This is a genomic window from Streptomyces sp. NBC_01296 (genome assembly GCF_035984415.1).
Lineage (GTDB): Bacteria > Actinomycetota > Actinomycetes > Streptomycetales > Streptomycetaceae > Streptomyces.
Genome location: NZ_CP130720.1, coordinates 8,304,171 through 8,322,897 on the forward strand (window position 1 = coordinate 8,304,171; position 18,727 = coordinate 8,322,897).

The 18,727-nt window shown below is 70.2% G+C and carries 20 protein-coding genes and 1 tRNA gene; 8 read left to right on the plus strand and 13 right to left on the minus strand.

The window, feature by feature from the left end; genetic code table 11:
- From xdhB to OG299_RS37750, 3 genes are all read right to left on the minus strand, one after another.
- On the minus strand, positions 1-2,400 hold the full coding sequence (gene xdhB, locus OG299_RS37740; RefSeq protein ID WP_327364051.1) for a xanthine dehydrogenase molybdopterin binding subunit: 2,400 nt from the start codon (positions 2,398-2,400) through the stop codon (positions 1-3).
- Complete coding sequence (locus tag OG299_RS37745) at positions 2,397-3,884, minus strand: xanthine dehydrogenase small subunit (protein WP_327364671.1); 1,488 nt, start codon at positions 3,882-3,884, stop codon at positions 2,397-2,399. The genes xdhB and OG299_RS37745 overlap by 4 nt, the downstream gene beginning before the upstream one ends.
- Before the next feature lie 1,312 nt (positions 3,885-5,196).
- A complete protein-coding gene (locus OG299_RS37750) occupies positions 5,197-6,099 on the minus strand; it encodes an ADP-ribosylglycohydrolase family protein (RefSeq protein ID WP_327364052.1) in 903 nt (300 codons plus the stop codon).
- Positions 6,100-6,517: 418 nt separating this feature from the next.
- Between OG299_RS37750 and OG299_RS37755 the strand changes: the two genes are divergently transcribed.
- On the plus strand, positions 6,518-7,039 hold the full coding sequence (locus OG299_RS37755; protein WP_323179098.1) for an NUDIX domain-containing protein: 522 nt from the start codon (positions 6,518-6,520) through the stop codon (positions 7,037-7,039).
- A 432-nt stretch (positions 7,040-7,471) separates the two neighbouring features.
- Here the strand turns inward: OG299_RS37755 and OG299_RS37760 are convergent, their stop codons facing one another.
- Positions 7,472-7,729 (minus strand): early set domain-containing protein, encoded by a 258-nt coding sequence (locus OG299_RS37760; RefSeq protein ID WP_327364053.1) that lies wholly within the window; start codon positions 7,727-7,729, stop codon positions 7,472-7,474.
- Positions 7,730-8,207: 478 nt separating this feature from the next.
- A complete protein-coding gene (locus tag OG299_RS37765; protein ID WP_327364054.1) occupies positions 8,208-8,750 on the minus strand; it encodes a hypothetical protein in 543 nt (180 codons plus the stop codon).
- A 121-nt stretch (positions 8,751-8,871) separates the two neighbouring features.
- Between OG299_RS37765 and OG299_RS37770 the strand changes: the two genes are divergently transcribed.
- Positions 8,872-8,948, plus strand: a tRNA-Met gene (locus tag OG299_RS37770).
- A 117-nt stretch (positions 8,949-9,065) separates the two neighbouring features.
- Here the strand turns inward: OG299_RS37770 and OG299_RS37775 are convergent.
- Positions 9,066-9,350 (minus strand): hypothetical protein, encoded by a 285-nt coding sequence (locus OG299_RS37775; protein ID WP_327364055.1) that lies wholly within the window; start codon positions 9,348-9,350, stop codon positions 9,066-9,068.
- A gap of 390 nt (positions 9,351-9,740) precedes the next feature.
- Between OG299_RS37775 and OG299_RS37780 the strand changes: the two genes are divergently transcribed.
- Both OG299_RS37780 and OG299_RS37785 read left to right on the plus strand, forming a co-directional pair.
- The gene (locus OG299_RS37780) at positions 9,741-10,994 is read left to right on the plus strand and encodes a molybdopterin-dependent oxidoreductase (protein ID WP_266633155.1); all 1,254 of its coding nucleotides are present in this window, start codon (positions 9,741-9,743) and stop codon (positions 10,992-10,994) included.
- Positions 10,991-11,509 (plus strand): hypothetical protein, encoded by a 519-nt coding sequence (locus tag OG299_RS37785; protein ID WP_266633157.1) that lies wholly within the window; start codon positions 10,991-10,993, stop codon positions 11,507-11,509. The genes OG299_RS37780 and OG299_RS37785 overlap by 4 nt, the downstream gene beginning before the upstream one ends.
- On the opposite strand, the gene OG299_RS37790 is transcribed toward OG299_RS37785, so the two are convergent.
- The gene (locus OG299_RS37790; protein ID WP_266633159.1) at positions 11,479-12,153 is read right to left on the minus strand and encodes a class I SAM-dependent methyltransferase; all 675 of its coding nucleotides are present in this window, start codon (positions 12,151-12,153) and stop codon (positions 11,479-11,481) included. The genes OG299_RS37785 and OG299_RS37790 overlap by 31 nt on opposite strands.
- Positions 12,154-12,246: 93 nt before the next feature.
- Between OG299_RS37790 and OG299_RS37795 the strand changes: the two genes are divergently transcribed.
- Positions 12,247-12,384, plus strand: a complete 138-nt coding sequence (locus OG299_RS37795; protein ID WP_327364056.1) for a hypothetical protein — start codon at positions 12,247-12,249, stop codon at positions 12,382-12,384.
- Here the strand turns inward: OG299_RS37795 and OG299_RS37800 are convergent.
- Positions 12,372-12,776, minus strand: coding sequence for a hypothetical protein (locus OG299_RS37800; protein ID WP_266633161.1), 405 nt, complete (start codon positions 12,774-12,776; stop codon positions 12,372-12,374). The genes OG299_RS37795 and OG299_RS37800 overlap by 13 nt on opposite strands.
- Positions 12,777-13,037: 261 nt before the next feature.
- Between OG299_RS37800 and OG299_RS37805 the strand changes: the two genes are divergently transcribed.
- Entirely contained in the window at positions 13,038-13,403 is a 366-nt protein-coding gene (locus tag OG299_RS37805) for an arsenate reductase ArsC (RefSeq protein WP_327364672.1), read from the plus strand.
- Positions 13,404-13,518: 115 nt separating this feature from the next.
- Here OG299_RS37805 and OG299_RS37810 read toward each other — a convergent pair whose 3' ends face one another.
- The 3 genes from OG299_RS37810 to OG299_RS37820 all read right to left on the minus strand — a co-directional run bounded on the left by OG299_RS37810 (position 13,519) and on the right by OG299_RS37820 (position 15,071).
- Positions 13,519-13,917, minus strand: a complete 399-nt coding sequence (locus OG299_RS37810; RefSeq protein ID WP_266633165.1) for a hypothetical protein — start codon at positions 13,915-13,917, stop codon at positions 13,519-13,521.
- Between the two features lie 228 nt (positions 13,918-14,145).
- Positions 14,146-14,496, minus strand: a complete 351-nt coding sequence (locus OG299_RS37815; RefSeq protein WP_266633167.1) for a hypothetical protein — start codon at positions 14,494-14,496, stop codon at positions 14,146-14,148.
- Between the two features lie 8 nt (positions 14,497-14,504).
- Positions 14,505-15,071: an excalibur calcium-binding domain-containing protein gene (locus OG299_RS37820; RefSeq protein WP_327364057.1), complete on the minus strand. Its 567-nt coding sequence runs from the start codon at positions 15,069-15,071 to the stop codon at positions 14,505-14,507.
- Positions 15,072-15,598: 527 nt separating this feature from the next.
- Between OG299_RS37820 and OG299_RS37825 the strand changes: the two genes are divergently transcribed.
- Positions 15,599-15,961: a hypothetical protein gene (locus OG299_RS37825; protein WP_327364058.1), complete on the plus strand. Its 363-nt coding sequence runs from the start codon at positions 15,599-15,601 to the stop codon at positions 15,959-15,961.
- Positions 15,962-16,251: 290 nt separating this feature from the next.
- On the opposite strand, the gene OG299_RS37830 is transcribed toward OG299_RS37825, so the two are convergent.
- Positions 16,252-16,770: a cupin domain-containing protein gene (locus OG299_RS37830; RefSeq protein WP_327364059.1), complete on the minus strand. Its 519-nt coding sequence runs from the start codon at positions 16,768-16,770 to the stop codon at positions 16,252-16,254.
- An 82-nt stretch (positions 16,771-16,852) separates the two neighbouring features.
- Between OG299_RS37830 and OG299_RS37835 the strand changes: the two genes are divergently transcribed.
- Positions 16,853-17,461 carry a TetR/AcrR family transcriptional regulator gene (locus tag OG299_RS37835; RefSeq protein ID WP_327364060.1) on the plus strand — a complete coding sequence of 203 codons (609 nt, stop codon included), beginning with the start codon at positions 16,853-16,855 and terminating at the stop codon, positions 17,459-17,461.
- Positions 17,462-18,034: 573 nt separating this feature from the next.
- Here OG299_RS37835 and OG299_RS37845 read toward each other — a convergent pair.
- The gene (locus tag OG299_RS37845; RefSeq protein WP_327364061.1) at positions 18,035-18,676 is read right to left on the minus strand and encodes a GNAT family N-acetyltransferase; all 642 of its coding nucleotides are present in this window, start codon (positions 18,674-18,676) and stop codon (positions 18,035-18,037) included.
- Positions 18,677-18,727 lie beyond the last annotated feature (51 nt).

The following is an 18,727-nucleotide window of genomic DNA, read 5'->3' on the forward strand; positions in this document are numbered from 1 at the left end:
TCAGGCATTGCTCAAAGCACTTGCGTCGACGGGGACCTCGCTGCCGCCGGGGGCGCGGCCCTCGTGCCGCACGCCCCCCTTGCGGGCTGCTTCGATCGCCCAGTACACCGCCTCCGGTGTCGCGGGGGAGGCGAGCTCCACGCTGGCTCCGCAGGGCCCGAACTCCCCGGCCGCTTGCCGCAGCGCTTCTCGCACCGAGAAGGCCAGCATCAGCGGAGGCTCACCCACCGCTTTGGAGCCGTACACCGCCCCCTCCTCGGTGGCGTTCTCCAGCAGCCTGACGTTGAACTCCTCGGGCATCTCCGAGAAACTCGGCAGTTTGTAGGTGCTCGCGGCCTGGGTCAGCAGCCGACCGCGGTTCGGCCCGTCGCCTGCGTCCCACCGCAGGTCCTCGAGCGTGAGCCAGCCCGCGCCCTGCACGAAACCGCCCTCGACCTGACCGATGTCGATCATGGGGGAGAGGCTGTCGCCGACGTCGTGCACGATGTCCACGCGCCGGATCCGGTATGCGCCGGTGAAGCCGTCCACCTCCACCTCGGTCGCGGCGGCACCGTAGGAGAAGTACTTGAACGGCGAGCCCTGGAACGCCTTCGCGTCCCAGTGCAGGCCCTCGGTCTGGTAGAAACCGGCCGCCGACAACTGGACCCGCTGGAAGTACGCCGTGCGCACCAGGTCGTCCCACGCCAGCGCACTGTCGTTGCCGAGGACGCGTGCGAAGCCTTCGACGATGCGCACGTCCGAGGCGTTCGCACCCAGCTGGGTTCCGGCCACCTGCAGCAGCCGCCCGCGCAACTGCTCGCAGGCGTTCTTCACCGCCGCACCGTTGAGGTCCGCCCCGGCACTGGCGGCGGTTGCGGAGGTGTTGGGCACCTTGTCGGTGCGCGTCGGGGCCAGCCGCACCTTGTGCAGCGGAATGCCCAGTGTGGTCGCGGCCACCTGCAGCATCTTGGTGTGGAGGCCCTGCCCCATTTCGGTGCCGCCGTGGTTGATCAGGACCGAGCCGTCCTTGTAGATCAGCACCAGCGCGCCGGCCTGGTTGAAGGCGGTGAGGTTGAACGAGATGCCGAACTTGATCCCGGTGATCGCGAGCGCCCGCTTGGTGTGCGGGTGCGCGGCATTGAAGGCACCGATCTCGGCCCTGCGGTCGGCGATGCGGGCGTCGTCCTTCACCTGGCGCCAGACGGTGGAGATCCGTTCGGGGTGCAGAACCCGCTGTCCGTACGGTGTCGAGTGGCCCTGCTGGTAGAAGTTGCGTTCGCGCAACTCCATCGGATCCAGGCCGAGCAGCGGCGCGCACCGGCCCATGATGTCCTCGATCACCAGCATGCCCTGCGGTCCGCCGAAGCCGCGGAAGGCGGTGTTGGAGACCTTGTTGGTCCTGGCGATGCGGCCGGCGATGCGCGCGTTGGGGATCCAGTAGGTGTTGTCGATGTGGCAAAGGGCGCGGGCCACGACGGGCTCGGACAGGTCCAGGCTCCAGCCGCCGTCCGCGGTCAAGGTGGCGTCCAGGGCCTGGATGCGGCCCTCGGCGTCGAAGCCGATCTTCCACGTGGCGTGGAAGCCGTGGCGCTTGCCGGACATGGTCAGGTCCTGGGTCCGGTTGAGCCGCACCCGGACCGGCCGGCCGGTGAGCCTGGCGCCGAGCGCGGCGACGGCCGCGAATCCGTGGGGCTGCATCTCCTTGCCGCCGAAGCCGCCGCCCATCCGCAGACACTGCACGGTCACCTCGTGGCTGTGCAGGCCGAGCACGTGCGCGACGATCTCCTGCGTCTCCGAGGGATGCTGGGTGCTGCTCTGGACGAACATCTGCCCGCCCTCGTCGACGTGGGCCAGCGCGGCGTGCGTCTCGAGATAGAAGTGTTCCTGATCGGAGAACTGGAACTCGCCGGTGAACACGTGCGCGGAGTCGTCGAAGCCGGCATCGACGTCGCCGGTCAGCATCAAGGGTCGGGCGCCGTGAAAACTGTTCGTCGCGATCGCTTCCTGCAACGTGATCACGGAGGGCTGTTCGTCGAGTTCCACCTCGACGGCCGCCGCACCGAGCCGGCCCGCCTCCAGGGTCTCGGCGAGCACCCAAGCGACGGCGTGGCCGTGGAACATGACCTCATCGGGGAACAGCGGTTCGTCGTGCTTCATGCCGGCGTCGTTGACGCCCGGTACGTCGGCACCGGTCAGCACACGGACCACACCGGGCACGGCGAGCGCGGGCTCGGTGCGCAGCGCGGTGATCCTGCCATGGGCCTTCATGACCTGGACCGGGTAGGCGTGCAGTACGTCCTTGGTGCGATGGACCAGGTCATCGGTGTACAGCGCGGCGCCGGTGACGTGCAGGTTGGCGCTCTCGTGCGGCATGGAAACGCCGACGACGGGCATTTCGGGGCGTTCGGACAAATGGCTCATGACGACACCGCCTCGGTGGTTTGCGCGTACAGCTTCAGCAGGCTCTGGCCGAGCATCGCGGAGCGGTATCCGGCGCTGGCGCGGTGATCGTCCATGGGCGTGCCCTGGGCCTGCAGCACCTGGGACGCGGCCTCGACGGTCTTCGCCGCCCACGGCTTGCCCTCCAGGGCCGCCTCGGTGGCGAGGGCGCGGATCGGGGTGGCGGCCACGCCGCCCAGGCCGATGCGTGCCTTGCGCACGATCCCGTCCTCGATGTCGAGCGCGAAAGCGATCGCCACGCTGGAGATGTCGTCGAAGCGCCGTTTGGCGATCTTGTGGAAGGCCGTGAGGGGTGACAGCGGCAGGGGGATGCGCACCGCGCGGATCAGCTCGCCGGGACGGCGCACGCTCTGCCGGTAACCGGTGAAATAGTCGCAGAGGGGGACCTCGCGCTCACCGTCGGCGTCGGCGAGTACCACCGATGCCTCCAGCGCGAGCAGTACCGGCGGGCTGTCACCGATGGGGGACCCGGTACCCAGATTGCCGCCGAGGGTCGCACTGTTGCGGATGAGCCGGGATGCGAACTGGGGGAACAGCCCTGCCAGCAGCGGGACGCTGCCGTCGAGGCGGCGTTCGATCTCTGTGAGCGTCTGCGCCGCACCGATCTCGATGTGGTCGGATTCGACCCGCATCTCCCGCAGTTCGGGCAGGCGGTCGACCGCGATCACGCAATTCGCCCGGCGGGAGCGGATGTTCACCTCCACACCCCAGTCGGTGCTGCCGGCGACGACCACCGCGTCGGTCCGCTCGCGCAGCAGCTGCAGGGCCTCGGCCAGGGTGTCGGGCCGCAGGAACGTGCTGTCGTCCCGGGTGTACTCGGTGCAGACCGGTTCGGGCGGGGACTGCTCGCGACGCTGGGCCAGAGGGTCGTTCGCCGTGGGTGTACCGACGGCGAACGCGGCGTCGCGAATCGGGCGGTAGCCGGTGCAGCGGCACAGGTTTCCGCTCAGCGCGTGCAGATCGAAGCCGTTCGGACCGTGCTCGGTATCGGTGCCGGTGCCGGTACCGGTGTCAGGGCCGTCGGCCGAGTCCGGGTGCGCGCAGCGGTCGGGCCGGTAGTACTCGGAGGCCATGCTGCAGATGAATCCCGGTGTGCAGTAACCGCATTGGGAGCCGCCGCGGACGGCCATCTCCTCCTGCACGGGGTGCAACGCTGCAGGCGCGCCGGACTCACCGGCGGTGGCGAGACCTTCGGAGGTGATGACCTCCTGACCGTCGAGCGCCGCGACCGGGACCAGGCAGGCGTTGACCGCCACCCAGTCAGTGGGTTTGTTCACCCCGGGACGGGCCACCAGGACGGAACAGGCGCCGCATTCACCCTCGGCGCAGCCCTCCTTGGTGCCGGTGAGGCCACGCTCGCGCAGAAAATCCAGCGCGGTGGTGTGGGGTGCAGCCGGTGAAATCGGTGTTTCTTTCCCGTTGACCGTGATCCGCGCCGCTACCATGGCGCACTCGCATTTCGGCGCGCGGTCGATGTGACTGTCCAAGTCGCCATTTCAGGAGCTTTCTCTTTCAGTGGTCGCAGCTCGATAACGCCGAGCGCGACAAATCGGCACGCAACGACGTGCCGCAGATGGTGACGGAGAGAGGAAGGTGCCGGGGCCGTAATCAGGCACGCCGGGAAGGGGGCTGCTTAGCAGCCGTGTGCTACACGACCGGGAGCCCAGGCGATCTGGTGTGCGAGGCGAAGCAGCTCGGAGACGGTCGACATCCGGTTTCGCCCCCTTCCAGTCGTAGCTCTCGAGTCGGTGCGGTCGAAGCTACGTTGCCGCAGGTTCATCGGTCAAGCAGATGTCGGTCGATTCCATGAACCCAGGCCACTTCGGGTGACGGATTTTCGTACGCGAAACCAGTCGTGTCCCGACCTGATCCGTTGGTCCACTGACTTCCACGCGGGGCCGGGCAACGGATCCAGCGGGTCAGGGCCGCCGCCGTCCGCAAACCGTTGGAGGTGCTGCAGGGCTTCAGATTCGCCTTCGGACCCCGCTCAGGGTTGTCCCGGAATCCGGTGCCGGCCTGGTAAGCCGCTACTCCCTGGGTGGGAGGTGTCAGCTGCTGGTCTTGGCGTTTGCGTTCGATACCCGACCCGGGAAGAGTTCCGTCCTGAGGACGTCGTTCGGGGAGGTGCCGTGGGGGCAGGGGCAGAGAGCTGTGTGTGATGGATGCGGCGGCCAAAGAGGCTGCCGTCGATCGGTTCCTCCGCGAATATCCGCACATGGAGCGAGCAACATGCGACCATCCCGCACTGCTGGGCTGCACCGATGTCGACTGGTCACAGCTTCCCGGGTGCCCTGCCGGGATGCTGGTCCTGTTCCGGCGGCCCGCGCTGTTGTGCGCCTGTTTCCGGACCTGACGGTGTAAGTCAGTGCGATCAGCCGGAGCATAGGAGAACCGCCCCGTTCGCGAGGACGTCACCGTGGCGGAACCGCGAACGGAAGCCGGGGGCTCCGTGCAGCTGCGGCAGACACCGAGAGCAACTGCCGTTGCCGGGAACCATGCTGAACGGTCCTCAGGCCAGCCCTCCCACCCCCATGTTGCCCATGACGACGGTGGAGCTGGCCTCTCTGAAAGGTCGAGCCAGGCCACGGAAAGTCCTTCAGCGACGGAGAAGGCGATCAGGTCTGCGCCCCGGGAAACGAGCGTGCCGGGTGCTGTCCTGTGCTGCGCCCAGAACCTGTTGAACGGCGCTGCCGGCGCGGGCCAGGCCGTCGCGTCCCCGAACTACCGGGCCGGCTGATGGCTGTACCAGCTCAGCTTCTACTCCGGCACGCATGGCGGCAGCGGTTCACGGGCTGCGTGCCAGGCGGGCGGAAGCGTGGCGACGCCCGTGCGAGCGGCGATCACCCCGCCCACGATGGCGCAGGTGGTGTCGATGTCGCCGCGCCCGGTGACGGTGGACCACAGGCCCTCGTGCAGGTCGTCGAGGTGAGCTGCCGCGCACCAGAGGGCGTAGGGGACGGTGTCAGGCCCTGACATTCGGTATCCGGAGCCCAGGACGCTGGCGGCGTGCCGAACCGAGGTGTGTGCCGACATGCGGGCCGCGACCCGCACTGCCGACCGGACGTCGCTGTCGGGCAGCCGTGCTGCGACCGCTTGGAGGAAGTCCGGACGTGCCGGCGCGGGTCCGCCCCGGCTGCGCGTTGCCAGCGCCGCGGCGAGGGCTACCGCCACGGCTGCAACGACCGCTTCCGGGTGGTGATGCGAGACCTTGCTCTGGCGGGCGGCCTGTTCGGCGACGGTGTCGAGGTCGGCGGCGTGCCAGGCGCCGAGCGGGGCGACGCGCATGGCCGCGCCGTTGCCCCAGGAGCCCTGGCCGCCGAACTGTCCGGCGACGACCTCCCGCCAGGGCTCGCCCGTGCCGATCCGGCGGAGCACGTCGTGCATCGAGGCTCCGTAGCCGCGGTGCGTGTCGTCGGCGTAAGCCTCGGCGAGGCGCAGGGCGAGGCGGTCCTGGTCGACGGTGCCGCCGCCATCGGCGAGTTCACGGACGAGAACGAGCGCCTGGGCGGTGTCGTCGCTCCACTGCCACACCGGCTCCGGGGGCAGGATCCGTGCCTCCAGGGCTGCGGGGCCTTCGCGGCGCAGGATGCCGAACCAGCGGTCACCGAAGGCATCACCGAAGGCGAGCCCGGACAACGAGTCCAGTGCAGCTGCAGGCATATTGATCACCGGGCTAGTGTCACAAAGTGACGGCGCTCCGGCATTCCGATTTTGGTGCGGCCCTGCCCGGCAGCCACGCTGCCGGGGGCCAGCGGTACGACAGCCCCCAGGACCAGCCCCGGCCGACAAGGCACGAAGCCGGACAGGGCGCCGAGCGCCGCCTTGGCGTCTGCGCGGGCTGAACCCGTGCCTTCTCCGGCCTCAGGGGGCGTGCGATGAGCGCGCCGGCCTGCCGGCGCACGGCCCGCCGCTCGAGCCCGATCGTACTCAAGGGTGGGCTGCATCGGCCCGTTTACTGACCTCGCGGTGTTCGGCTCGTCGGTGACCTGCGTCTGAGTGTCGCGTCGGAGCCTGGGACGTTGTCCGAAGGCATCGCGTTGTCAGACGCGTTGTCAGACCCTCGCTCTACGGTGACCCGGTGATTCGTGATGCGTTTGACCACCGGGTGGCAGAGGCCGCGGCCGCTGATGTCCGGCTGGCGAAAATGGAGTTCGACGGTGCCGGCCAGTGGCTGACGACCGTCGGCCAGGGGCCCTCGGGGCCGCTCGCCGCAGAAGTGTGGGTCTTCGACGAGGATCTCGCTCGGGTGCTGCTGGTTCATCACCGTTGGCGTGGCTGGGTTCCGCCGGGCGGGCGCGTCGAGCCGGGTGAAACACCCCGGGAAGGAGCGCGCCGCGAGCTCTTCGAGGAGACCGGCATCGAGGTGGAACTGCTGCCCGAACCTGCCGCGGCGACGGTGCGTTCCTACCGCGCCGAGTGGCCGGCAACTCTTGGACTGTCGTTCGTTGCGATCGTGAGTGCGTCAACGCCCTTGGTGACCGAGAGCGGACAGCCGGCGGCCTGGACGTCCCTGAACGAGGACTGGGCGAGCTACTTCCCCGAGGACGCAGCGCGCGTCCGTCAGCATGCGCGATGGCTTGGTGAGGTCTCCTGCCGCTGATACGAAACGCCCTGGGCCTGGCGGGGGACGCACCCGAGCGGCAGCGGCTGCCGGACATCGCGGCCGACAGCGGCGGTACCGAGGTGGAGCACACCCCCGCCCCGTAGCCGCGCCTCGAAGGGCCAAGCGGTACACCACCGAAGCGATCACCGGCGCCGTCGCCCGCACGCATATCCAGCCGCGACTCCTCGTCCTCGGCCGCCCGGACGAACACGGCCGGCTGCGTGCGGTTGGCTGCACGGTCCCGCGGCGTCTGACGAATCCCGGCAGAGATGCGATCGGGCGCGGCCCTACGGGTACGGGGTACGTGCCGCTGACGCGGGCGGCAGCGTTGTCGTGCCGCCATGTCTCGAACCGGAGTCAGTGATCCCCGGGCGCCTGACCGGGCGGTCGCAGTGCTCGAAGCGTCGTCTCGCGCTGGCCCGGGGTGGTTCAGATGTGGATGTGGCTGGTGGCGCCGTCGTGTCCGTCGGCACTCGGGTCGTCGAACCAGTAGTCGCCGGCAGCGAGGTAGCGGAAGGAGTGCGTGCTGTGGGCGGGGTTCCTGTGGTTGAAGTCTCGGACCATGCTGACTGGCCCTTCGGGGGTGCTTTCGGGCAGGACGAAGGCGACTGGGGTTCGGTCCTTGAGCTGCTTGCGTTCCAGCACGGTGTTCTCCAGCCGTGGGTCGTCGGGGGTGGGTCCGGGCATCTTCGCGTGTGCGGCGGCTGGTCGCGATGGGACGTGCCGGTGGTCTGGATGTCGGTCATCTGTCCGATCCCCGCCGATGGGAGAGGGCAACGGGGATGGGTCATCCGGGCCGGAAGGGGGAGTGCGCTCCTGGTCCGTTGTGGGGCCCGGCCGGGGCATCCTCGACCGGCCGGGCTCCACGTGAGTGGACCTCTCATCGCCCTGCCACCGTGACACGGACCAGCCCGCACCGCCCGTGCGGGGCGGGGGTGCTAGGCCGTTCGGGGGACTCCGCTGCACGCCGCCTGGTGTGGCCGCGGCCGAAAGGTCAGGCACCGCGTCCTGGGGGCAGGGTCCGTGGTCGGGAAGAGCGCGTCGAGGCCGCAGGCGTCGCAAAGGGCCAGCTCGGGCGAGGCCGACGAGGATCTTCCCCGGGCTGCCCGGGCTGCCCGGCTGGGTGATCTCGGATGCAGGGCGTCGTACAGCATCGCGGTCCGCGTCAGGCGCTGTTCGGGCGGTCGGCGATCTCCATGGCCCAGGCGTGGAACGCTGCCCTGTCCGTCGGACCGATCCTCAAGTGCTCGGGAACCACGCTGCCGCAGGCGGCGTCGAGGAGGTCGGCAAGCCCGAGGTGGTGCCAGTCCCAGTGCACGGAGTTGTAGGCCAGCATGAGCGGCCCGACCTGGCCCCGGATGCGGGCCACCTCGGCCGCCGCCAGGCCGGCCCGGGCCAGCCGTTCTATGGTCCCCGCCTGCTGTTCGGCGGTGAACGAGGTGTCCAGAAACGGTTCGAGCAAGGAGCCCCACACGTCCGGCCGGCGCGTCAGCCGGATCTCGTGAGTCGCGCAGAACCGCTCCAGTTCGGCGCGCTGCAAGGACGGGACGAAGACCGTGTCCCCCGACACCGTGCGTATCTCAGGCGGGGCCGCATCGGGGTCGGCGTCCCGGATGGCCGTCGCGGTGAGCAGGCAGTCCGACGGCCATCCGTCTTGCGGGAGACGGATGGCGTCGTCCGAGAAGATCGCCCCGCTGTTTCGGTTCACCCGGCCATCCTGGCAGCTGAGTTGTCCGGTGCGGGCGCCGCGCCGGCCTGGGCAGGCCGGGCAGGCCGGGCGGGAAAGCGTCGGGCGGCGCCGCTCGCATGCCGTACGCTTGTCCTACCGACGCGGGGTGGAGCAGCTCGGTAGCTCGCTGGGCTCATAACCCAGAGGTCGCAGGTTCAAATCCTGTCCCCGCTACCAACACGACAGGCCCCCTCGACCAGCAGGTCGAGGGGGCCTGTCGCATCCAAGGCCCGCCAGTGCCACGACGCGGAGCCGTCGCTCCGGCGGGGAGCGGAGCGGTGGTCCCGGGAGCCGTTACGGGCAGAGTGCGTCCCACTTGGTGTGCGCGTTCCCTCCGAATTTCGTGGGGTAGCGCTTGATGACGCCGCACGAGAGGAAGTCGGACATGACCAGGATGTGGTCGTGCACGGCGTCGTAGTCCGCGATGTGGGCCACCGCCTGCTGCGACTGTGGCTGGCACGGCGCCGGGACACCGGCGCGCCGGATGCAGCCGCCCACGGTCCACGTGCCACGGAGACACGCCTCGGGATCACCGCGCTCGACGTCATCCGGCCCCAAGGCCTGCGCACCAGTCTGCACGCTTCGATCCTCTGGAAGGGGCCAAGTGCCTTGGGGGATCGGGATGTGGTTGGCCAGCCGCCGCCCCACTGCGGCAGGACCGCCCCCTGTCCTCCGGCCGACGGAACCGTATGGCGTGTCGCACGACTGGTCGTCGTCCCACGTACGGCATGTTCTGCTCAGTGAAGGGTGTCCGATAGCTCGGGTGTGCGCGGAGGTGTCCCAGTGAGTCCGAACGATGGCGGTCGGGATGAGCCTGGTGGCATGTCACGCCCGTCGGCGTCGGGTGGTCGGAAGCCACAGCAACAGGGGGAGCCGCGTCCGGTGGCAAGCGCTCCGGCCACCGCCTCAGCCGCTGGCGAAGAGGGGCGGAACGGCCGGAAGCGGGTGCGTGAGGTTCTGCGTTCTGTCGTGCCGCCAGGGCCTCCGCCGGGGCCGACGCGTCCGGAGTTCTGGCGCAGCCCGCTGAGGGGGCCGTGGCTGACCGCGGTCTTCGGCCTGATCCTGCTCGTCGGCGTGACGGTCCTGTTCGTGACCGGGCTGCTGTCTTACGCCGCCTACAACCCGGACCTGGCGCGGGTCAATGACCAGACGCCCGACAAGGGGTGGCTCGGCTTCTACCTGTTCTCTTGGCCGACCTCGCCGTATTGGCTCTACCGGGTGAACCAGGGCGTCCACGTGGTCCTGGGCATCGTCCTCGTGCCGGTGCTGCTGGCGAAGCTGTGGTCGGTCATCCCCAAGCTGTTCGAGTGGCCGCCGGTGCGGTCGGTCAGTCACGGCATCGAGCGCCTGTCCCTGCTGCTCCTGGTGGGCGGCGCCGGCTTCGAGTTCGTCACCGGCATCCTCAACGTGCAGCTGCACTACATCTTCCCGGGATCCTTCTACGTCCTGCACTTCTACGGGGCGTGGGTGTTCATCGGCGCCTTCGTCGTGCACGTGGCCTCCCGTCTGCCGCGAGCACTCCGCGCTGTCAGGGCCGGTCCGGTCCGGCCCGAGGCCGGCACGGACGAGGCGGCCGGGCTGGTCTCGCCCCGGCCGGCGCCGCCGACCATCTCCCGCCGGGGCGCCCTGGGCATGGTCGGGCTCGGGTCCCTGGCGCTGTTCGTGGTGACGGCGGGGCAGAGCGTGGGCGGCTGGTGGCGCCGGACCGCGCTGCTCGCCCCGCACGGCCAGGACCCCGGTTCCGGGCCGAACGGCTTCCAGATCAACAAGACCGCGGCGTCCGTCGGTATCCGGGCGAGCGACACCGGCCCCGCCTGGCGGCTGACCGTACGGGCGCCAGGCCGCCAGGTCATCCTCACCCGCAAGGAGCTGCTGGCCATGGAACAGCACGAGGCGGCCCTGCCCATCGCCTGCGTGGAGGGCTGGTCGACCCCCGACCAGCTGTGGAGCGGCGTGCGCCTGACCGATCTGGCAGCCCTCGTCGGACAAGGTACGGACACCCCACAGGCACTGGTGGAATCGGTGCAGCGCGGAGGGTCGTTCAGCTCGGTCGTCCTGCGAGACAACCAGGTACGCGACCACCGCTCATTGCTGGCCGTTCGCGTCAACGGGGCGGTCCTGTCCGCGGACCACGGCTACCCGGCCCGCGTGATCGTCCCCGGCGCACCCGGCGTCCACAACACCAAGTGGGTCACGCGCCTCACCTTCGGAGGGCCGGAGTGAGCAGTACGAACGCCTTTCGTCGACGTTACGGAGCCTCCCCCCTCCACCTGCTGCTCGTGCTGGCCTCCTTCGCCCTCGCCGCCTACGCCGGCGTGCGGCTGCTCAAGGGCGACACCGTGGGCGTTGCCTTGTGGTTCGTCGGGGCGGCGCTCCTCCACGACCTCGTGCTCCTCCCCTTGTACTCGGTGACCGACCGGGCGGCGCAGCTCCTGTTCGCGGGTCGGACGGGCCCTGAGGAGGGGGTGCCGAGGCCAAGCGTCAACTACGTGCGGGTTCCGGCCTTCGTTTCGGGGCTTCTGCTGCTGGTCTGGTGGCCGCTGATCCTGCGCCGGGTCGGCCACTACACGGCGGCCACGGCACTCCCGGCGGACGTGTTCCTGGGGCGCTGGCTGCTGATCACCGCTGCCCTCTTCGCCGCCTCGGCAGCGACCTTCCTCGTCCGCAGGTGGAATGAATCGAGGCCCCGGCGACGAGCGGAACGACGTCAGCGGCGAGCACGCAGCGCCACGAAGTGACGCCGCTCACCGGCCGTCCACCGCTCGACCGTCCTCCAACCCGATACCTGGGCGTACCGGCCCAGAGCCGCAGCGCCCACTACCGCCCAGGGGAAGACGCCGCTCACAGCATGCTGTCCCGCGTGGATCCGGACGCGACGGCGCTCGTCTGCATCGCCGGAAGCGGTCTCCACGATCAGCAGCCCATGGCCGTGGACAAGGTCCCTGATCCGCCGCAGGAGCCTGCAGGGGTCGCCGCCGATGCCGATGTTCCCGTCGATGAGCAGGGCCGTTCCCCACGTGCCCTCGTCAGGGATCGGGTCGAACACCGAACGGCGCAGTGCGGCGCCACCCCGGCGCACCGTAGTGATCACGGCGGACGGCGACACGTCGATCCCGAGTGCGCAGTGCCCGCGGTGGAGCAGCGCCTCGACCAGTCGGCCGGCCCCGCACCCGATGTCCAGTACGCGCCCCTTGCAGCGGCGCAGCACGGCGTGATCACCGGCATCCGCTCGCGCACACCACCTCTCGACATCCAGGGGGCAGCACCAACCATCCGCGTCGCGCAGCGACAGATCGCCCCGCCGGGCATGCATCGCCGCCGCGTAGGAGCCGTTGTTCCAGTCCTCAGCGGTATCGGCCGACCCAGAACCAGAGGTGCTCACACAGGCTCCCTACGAGCGACAGGGGCCGCGTACTCCGGGGCAGGCGGCGGCTACCCTCCATGCATCGCCACAAACGCCGGGATGGGACGGGCCGTGGCGGCCGATTCCATCGAACGGCTCTCTCCGGACGGCGGCGGGGTCGGATATCCGGTCGAGGCGGAAGACGCGCCGGTCGTCCTTGCCTGGGTCATGGGCGAGCAGATGCCCGAGCGTCAGCGTCAGGGCATTTGATCCGGGTCGCAGGTTGCGCGGCGCAGGCCGATCGTGCGCAGGGCGCGCATCAGTCCGTCCTCGTCGCCCGCGCGGACCAGGTGGACGGCCCCGTCCACGGTGAGGACGTCGAGGTCTCCGGGGGCCGAGCCGGCCTTCGTACGGAGCACGACCCCGCTCGGCGGGTCCAGGGCGCGTACCCCGTGGAAGATGCCGAGTGCGGCCGGGTTGTCGCGGAAGCCGCCGGACAGGGTGAGCACGGTGATGTCGGGGAGCAGGATCCGGGCGTGCGCCAGGGCGATGTCGGGCGTGTGGGCATGGGAGATGACCTGGAAGTGGGGGTTGCGCTGGATCCGCGACCGCAACCGCTCCAGCTCCTCGCCTTCCGGTACGCCGACCACCAGAACCGTCATCACAGTTCTCATCCTCCGTCGCGGCACCGTGCCCGTCGAGCGGAGCGACGGTGCGCCCTTTCACGTGTGGCGTCGGCGGCTCGCGCCCCCGAGGCCGCTGCGTTGGCCTCGAGGGCGGAACGGCCGAGCCGGGCCGCGCGACGCCACCGTCAGTGCGGCGTCCGGGTTGTTCAGTCCTGGCAGCCGCAGCCTGCGGTTGCCTTTGCCTCGCTGAGCGTGGTGTGGGGGTCGGCGGCCTCCTCGGCAGGCGTGCAGCAGGCGGTGGCTCCGCAGCAGGTCTCCGCCGTCCCGGCCGTCGCTGCGGGCCCGGCCGTCGCGATGGTCGAGGTCCGCTCCGCCGGATCGGCGCCTGCCGACGCCGTGAACCCGGCTGCCGTCGAAGCGATGGCCGAGGTCGGTATCGACATCTCCGCCCAGACCCCGAAGGTGCTGACGGTCGAGGCCGTCCAGGCATCCGACGTCGTGATCACCATGGGCTGCGGCGACGCTTGCCCTGTCTTCCCCGGCAAGAGGTACCTCGACTGGAAGCTCGACGACCCCGCCGGGCAGGGCCTGGAGGCCGTCCGTCCGATCCGGGACCAGATCGAGGACCGCGTCCGGCGACTGCTGGATGAACTGACCGCCTGACGCCCCTGCGGCGACGCCGTCGGCCCTGACGCCGGTGGTCGGCCCACCGATCACGCGAACACCATCGGCACGGCAATGGTGTCTGTCTGCGGGGGCCACGGTCGCGTGCGGTCGGCTAGCTGCCGAGCTTGGCCAGCGCGATGCGGGTGAGCTCGGTCGCGACGAGGATCGCGACGGGGTCGGTGGCGGTGACCTCGACGCGCAGGGGGCTGTTCTGCGTGTCGATCAGGCGGAGACATTCCAGGTGGACGTACTCGGAGGCGTCCTCGTGGTCGAGACGGAGCTCTACGCGTCCGGACGGGTAGATGTACGCGGCCGAGGCGGTGGCATCGACGCCGCGGACGCGGACGTACTTCTCGCCTCGGCCGTCGCCGGTGGCGGGGGTGACGGCGGTAACGCTGCTGTCGGCGAGGACGCGGTCGAGGACGGCGAGGGCGCTGCGCAGGTGCTCGGCGTCGGTGGCTCCGGCGGTGAGGTGGGCGGTGACGGCGTCGGGTATGGCGCTGGTGCTCATGCTGGGCTGAATCCTGTTTCTGGTGTGGGTGCGTCTCGACGAGGCGGGCGACAGGGGGCGACTGATGGGTGGAAGCGGATGGGGGTGGGGTCGCCGCACCGGTGACGACCCCTCAGCCTGTCCGGCGCAGGCGCGGGACACGGCACACCGGGTCCCAGCCGGGGCTGCTTGCCCCGGATACGCCGGAGGCGGGGGCCTTGTGCTCAACTCGACGTTTCTCGAATACCTCTACGGGTTCATCGGGGTGATGGAGGGGATCGGGGCGGGTATCCCGGACTCCCCGTCATCGTCCGCGCCGGCCCAGCATCCCCATCGCCAGGCGATCCCGAATTGGGGGTCTTCGAGGGCTCCGGCCGTCAGGCACCAGGATTCTCCTTTCCCGTTCTCGCCGGCATCCGCGCCTTGTACGTAGCCGTCGACGGCGGTCGCCGTCACGCCGATGGCGAGGAGGGCCAGGACGACGCGAACGAGGTGGCTGGTCCAGGCCGGAGGGGCGGGCCTGGCAGGAAAGCCCAAGTAGGAGCTGCCGAGTTGGCGTCCGGGCAGGCCTGGCGGGGGCAGGGGAGTCTTCTCGCTCATGTCCGCTCCTACTCGCACGCCACGCCGTCGCCGTCGCGGTCGAGGTGGGGGCCGTAGCCGGGCTCACCGCGCCGCACCGGCGCCGCTCCCGCTGCGCGGGCCGCAGCGCAGTTCTTGTAGTAGGCGCTCCCGTCCTCTTCGGACGATGAGGAGTTGGAGGAGGACCCGTCCGAAGACGACCCGCCGGAGGTTGAGTCACCGGAGGAGTTCGGCCCACTGGCCGAGGAGGAACCGTCGTTGCCGTGGTCGGCGGGCGGGGCGGGGGCTGGCTCCGCGGCTCGTGTCGGTGTCGGTGTCGGCGTCGGGGTCGCAGTCGCGGTCGGGGTGGGCGTCGGGCTTGGTTGAGGCGTCGCGGTGACCGTTGCCGTCGCGGTGACGGTGACGGTCGGCGCGGGAAGCGGCTTCGCGGCAGGGGACTTGGGCGCCGGCCCGGAGGCCGCCACGATCAGGATGACGAACCACAGCGATGCCGCGGAGACGGCCACGGCCTTCCCGGCCTTGCCCCAGCGGGCCATGAACGCCAGCGCGGAGCCGAGCGGGGGCACGAACAGGGTGGCTGCGACGACCGCGATCACGGCGATCGCCGCAGGCCATGCACGTCTGGCGGGGGTCTGAGGGTAGGGCTGGTCCGGAGATGGGTACACGCGATGCCTCTCAGGCAAAAGATGTCACCGACCGGCAGAGGTTACACATTTTGTTGAAGGACTGTACTGGCCTGTGCGAGGAGTGAGACAGGGTCGGCCGCAGCCCCGGTTCGGCGGGGACCTCGAGTTCCCCGAGGTGCATCCGGACAAGGTGGCGCGGCACGGCCGCCGCCGGGACCTTCCCGCCCCCCGACTAGGGCTGGTCGGCGGATGGTCCCGGCGGCCTGGACGGGCAGCTGAACTTACGGGGCTTGAGCGCTGAGGGTCGTCCGGCTGATTCGGCCCCCTTGGTCCGGCCTCTCACCACCTGGTCGGAAGGGGGCGGCGGCTGCGGTGAGTTCGGACTTGGCCGCAGCGGACGGTGCGGCACCCTGCGGGATGGTGCGGAGCCGCGAGGCCCGGGGTGCGAGGAGGCCAACCTCGGCTACGGCGCAGCCTGACGACTGCGGGACCGGCCTGTGAGACGGATTTTCACTTGCTCGAGCCATCCCACGGTTCGGGACCCCGGCGCCCACCTGGGCGAGTCGTACCGGCTCTTCGGGAAGATCACCCAGTTCGACTCCGCGACCGGGACCAATACCTTCCGCGCGAGCATCGGTTACGACAAGAAGTGGCCTGCGAGCTACGGCTACGTTGACTACGACGCCAACGCAATCTTCCTCGGTGTCTCCACCGACCTCGAAGACGTCGTCCAAGACGACGTGGTGGAGCTGTGGGTGACCTGCATGGGATCGACCACGTACCAGACGACTATCGGCGGCTCCCAGACCGTGCCCTACTTCCTGGTGGGCAAGGTCAAGCGGTACGCCACCGCATCCTGAGGAAGTCAGCCCATGTCGCCGTCCGTCCACGGCGGCACCGGCTCGGCCGGGCCCCGCGTCTGCCCGATAGCGGCCTGCTCCCTCTCCACCGCCGCCCCCGCGCCGACCGGTGGCATGCTCCAGCGAGGCCCGCAGTTGTCCCCAGCTGCTGTCATGGAATGACCGGGCTGCTGGCGCTTCACCCCGACTGCCCCCGGGTGGGCGGGCGTTGCTCCAGGCCCGGCACGGCGCCCCGATCCAGGATCGTTTCCCGGACCTGGTGGCCGCTGCCGATGGGGCCCGTGGCTCAGTCAGAGGTCGGGCGGGGGCGTCAGGCCGAACCTGGAGATGACGTCGGGCAGCCAGGCGGGCCGCCCGAGCACGAGCCCGTACTTGGCGGCGAGCTCCGGTATCGCGTCCTCGGCCGGCGGCTGTCCGTCGGCGAGCATCTCGGCCAGCTCGCGGAAGAAGTGCTCGAATCCGGCCGGACTGATGATCTCGATCATTCGGGCGGGGACGGGCCCGGCGTTCCACATCGTGTGCAGCTCCCCGCGCGGCTTGGTGATGTAGCCGCCGGCACCCAGAACGGTTTCACGGTCACCGGAACGGAACCCGATCTCGCCTTCGGTGACGATCGAGTACTCGTCCTCGCGGGTGTGCAGGTGCGGCGGCACCAAGGCCCCGACCGGGAAGGGATGCTCAACGACGGAGACTGCGCCGTCGGTGTCTTCTCCCCACAGCTTGAAGGCGACCCCGATCGAGCCGAGGAAGCCCTCGGAGCCCTCGCCGGGGCGAACGATGGTGAGCGGAGGGGCCAGCGGCTCTGTCATGGCGATCACTCCTCGACAGGATTTGGAGATACACTGGTGTTCTCTTAAAAAGTCTCCGCCGCATACGCCAGGACGTCAAGAATTGAGTGATCAGCAGCGTTCGACGACACCGCGTGGCTATGAGATGCGCAAACGTGCCGAGGATGTGGGCCGGACGCGGCAGCGCATCATCGAAGCCGCCGTGCATCTGCACGGCACCGCCGGGCCGGCGTCGACGAGCATCGCAGCGATCGCCGAGCGTGCGGGCGTCACTCGGCTGACCGTGTACCGGCATTTTCCGGATGAGAACGCCTTGTTCGAGGCGTGTTCGGGACACTGGCTGTCGCGGCAGAAGCTGCCTCGGCCCGAAAGGTGGAGTGCGTTCGCGAGCCCCGTCGAGCGGCTGACGGCCGGGCTCGCCGACCTCTACCGCTTCTATCGCGCGGGTGAGCAGATGCTGACGCTCGTCATCCGCGACCAGCACGCCGTACCCAAGCAGGTCCGCGAGGCTCGAGAGGAGACGAGCCGAAAGTACGTCGAGGCACTGGCCGGTGCCTGGCCTGAGGCCGACGCCCCGGTCCGGCGGGCGGTGATCGGGCATGCCGCTGCGTTCTCGACGTGGCGCTCTCTGTGTCGGGAGCAAGGGCTCACCGACGACGAGGCGGTCGAGGTCATGGTCACGCTGGTGGAAGCGGTCGACGCAAGGGTGTGAAGGATCTTCTGGCGGGCCGGTGCCTCGGCCCCTGCGCCGTGTCCGACGTTGCTTTCGGGGCCTGCTTCGCGGCGGTCTTGCGTCGTCGGTGTTCGCGTGGGGCGTGTCCCGTCAGGCCGGCGAGCAGCTGAGCCCGGGCCCGCAGAGCCTTGCGCTGCTGGCGCACCCACCGCCCGAGGGGACGTCCTTGGTGGCGCCGACCTCGGTCTCGGTGCGGTACGGACGGCGTACAGGCCGGTGATCCCGTTCTGCGCCCGCCACCGGAGTGCAGGAACGACGCGACGGTGGGGGCGTCGCGCGGGGCGGAGAAGTGGAGCGGGGCCGACTCGGCCGCGGCGTCGGCGCCGTCTTCCTGGTCCTCGTCGTCACCCTCGCTGCGGGCCCCGAACGATCCGCCCGTCCTCGTCGCGCTGGAGGTGCACCTTGCGCTTCCGCTGGTGACTACGCAGGTTTACGCTGCCTCGTGCTCGAGGAGCGCCGTCTGCAGCAGCCGTACGTGCCGTCCGGGTCGTCGGTCAGGGTCGCGATCTCCGCCGCCTCGCTCCGGCCGACGCCGGCCACCCCCGCTTGCCGTCAGTCCGCCCGGCGGGTCAGGCTGGCCATTGGGGAGCGGAGGGTCCAGCCCAGAGCCTCGTACAGGGCCCTGCCGTCGGGCGTGGCCACCAGTACCCCGTCCCGTGCCCCCGCCTCCCACGCGGCGTCCTGCAGCGTACGCATCACCAGGGCGCCCAGGCCCCGGCGCCGCTGGTCCGGGGCGGTCTCGATCTGGTCCACCACCGCGGTGCGGTCGGCCAGGCCCACCTGTCCCCTCGCGGCCAGCCGCCCGTCCCCGGCGCGGATCAGGGCCTTGATCACCCAACCCCGCGTCCACGTCGTCACGGTGTAGCCGGCCGGCGGAGGCCCGGCCGGCGCCGGGGCGAGCGGGAGGGTCATCAGGAAGCCGGCGATGTCCGTCTTCCACTCGTCCCCAGCCCAGGGTCGCACCACCTCGTCCGGGGCGAAGAGCTTGAGCCAGGTGCCCTGCGGGGCGGTGGCGGCCAGTTTGCGGACGTCGGCTTCCGCGGGCACGGGCACCACGTGCCGGGCGACTTCCTTCGGCAGCCCCACGGCGATGGTCCACCCCCACGGTTCCTCGACCGGGTCGGCCGCGCCGCGTGAGACGGTCCAGCCGTCGATCCACTGCTTTACCCAGCCGGTGAGCCTGTCCTCGGACACGATTCCCCCTGTATGTAATGAGCTGCTTCCCATAAGGATCATTACATCATC

Coding starts and splice junctions, on each gene's coding strand:
- OG299_RS37815 (WP_266633167.1), bottom strand. CDS start 14,496: ATGAGCGAGAAGACTCCCCTGCCCCCGCCAGGCCTGCCCGGACGCCAA.
- OG299_RS37745 (WP_327364671.1), bottom strand. CDS start 3,884: ATGGTAGCGGCGCGGATCACGGTCAACGGGAAAGAAACACCGATTTCA.
- OG299_RS37830 (WP_327364059.1), bottom strand. CDS start 16,770: ATGACAGAGCCGCTGGCCCCTCCGCTCACCATCGTTCGCCCCGGCGAG.
- xdhB (WP_327364051.1), bottom strand. CDS start 2,400: ATGAGCCATTTGTCCGAACGCCCCGAAATGCCCGTCGTCGGCGTTTCC.
- OG299_RS37800 (WP_266633161.1), bottom strand. CDS start 12,776: ATGACGGTTCTGGTGGTCGGCGTACCGGAAGGCGAGGAGCTGGAGCGG.
- OG299_RS37760 (WP_327364053.1), bottom strand. CDS start 7,729: ATGCCCGGACCCACCCCCGACGACCCACGGCTGGAGAACACCGTGCTG.
- OG299_RS37810 (WP_266633165.1), bottom strand. CDS start 13,917: ATGAGCACCAGCGCCATACCCGACGCCGTCACCGCCCACCTCACCGCC.
- OG299_RS37750 (WP_327364052.1), bottom strand. CDS start 6,099: ATGCCTGCAGCTGCACTGGACTCGTTGTCCGGGCTCGCCTTCGGTGAT.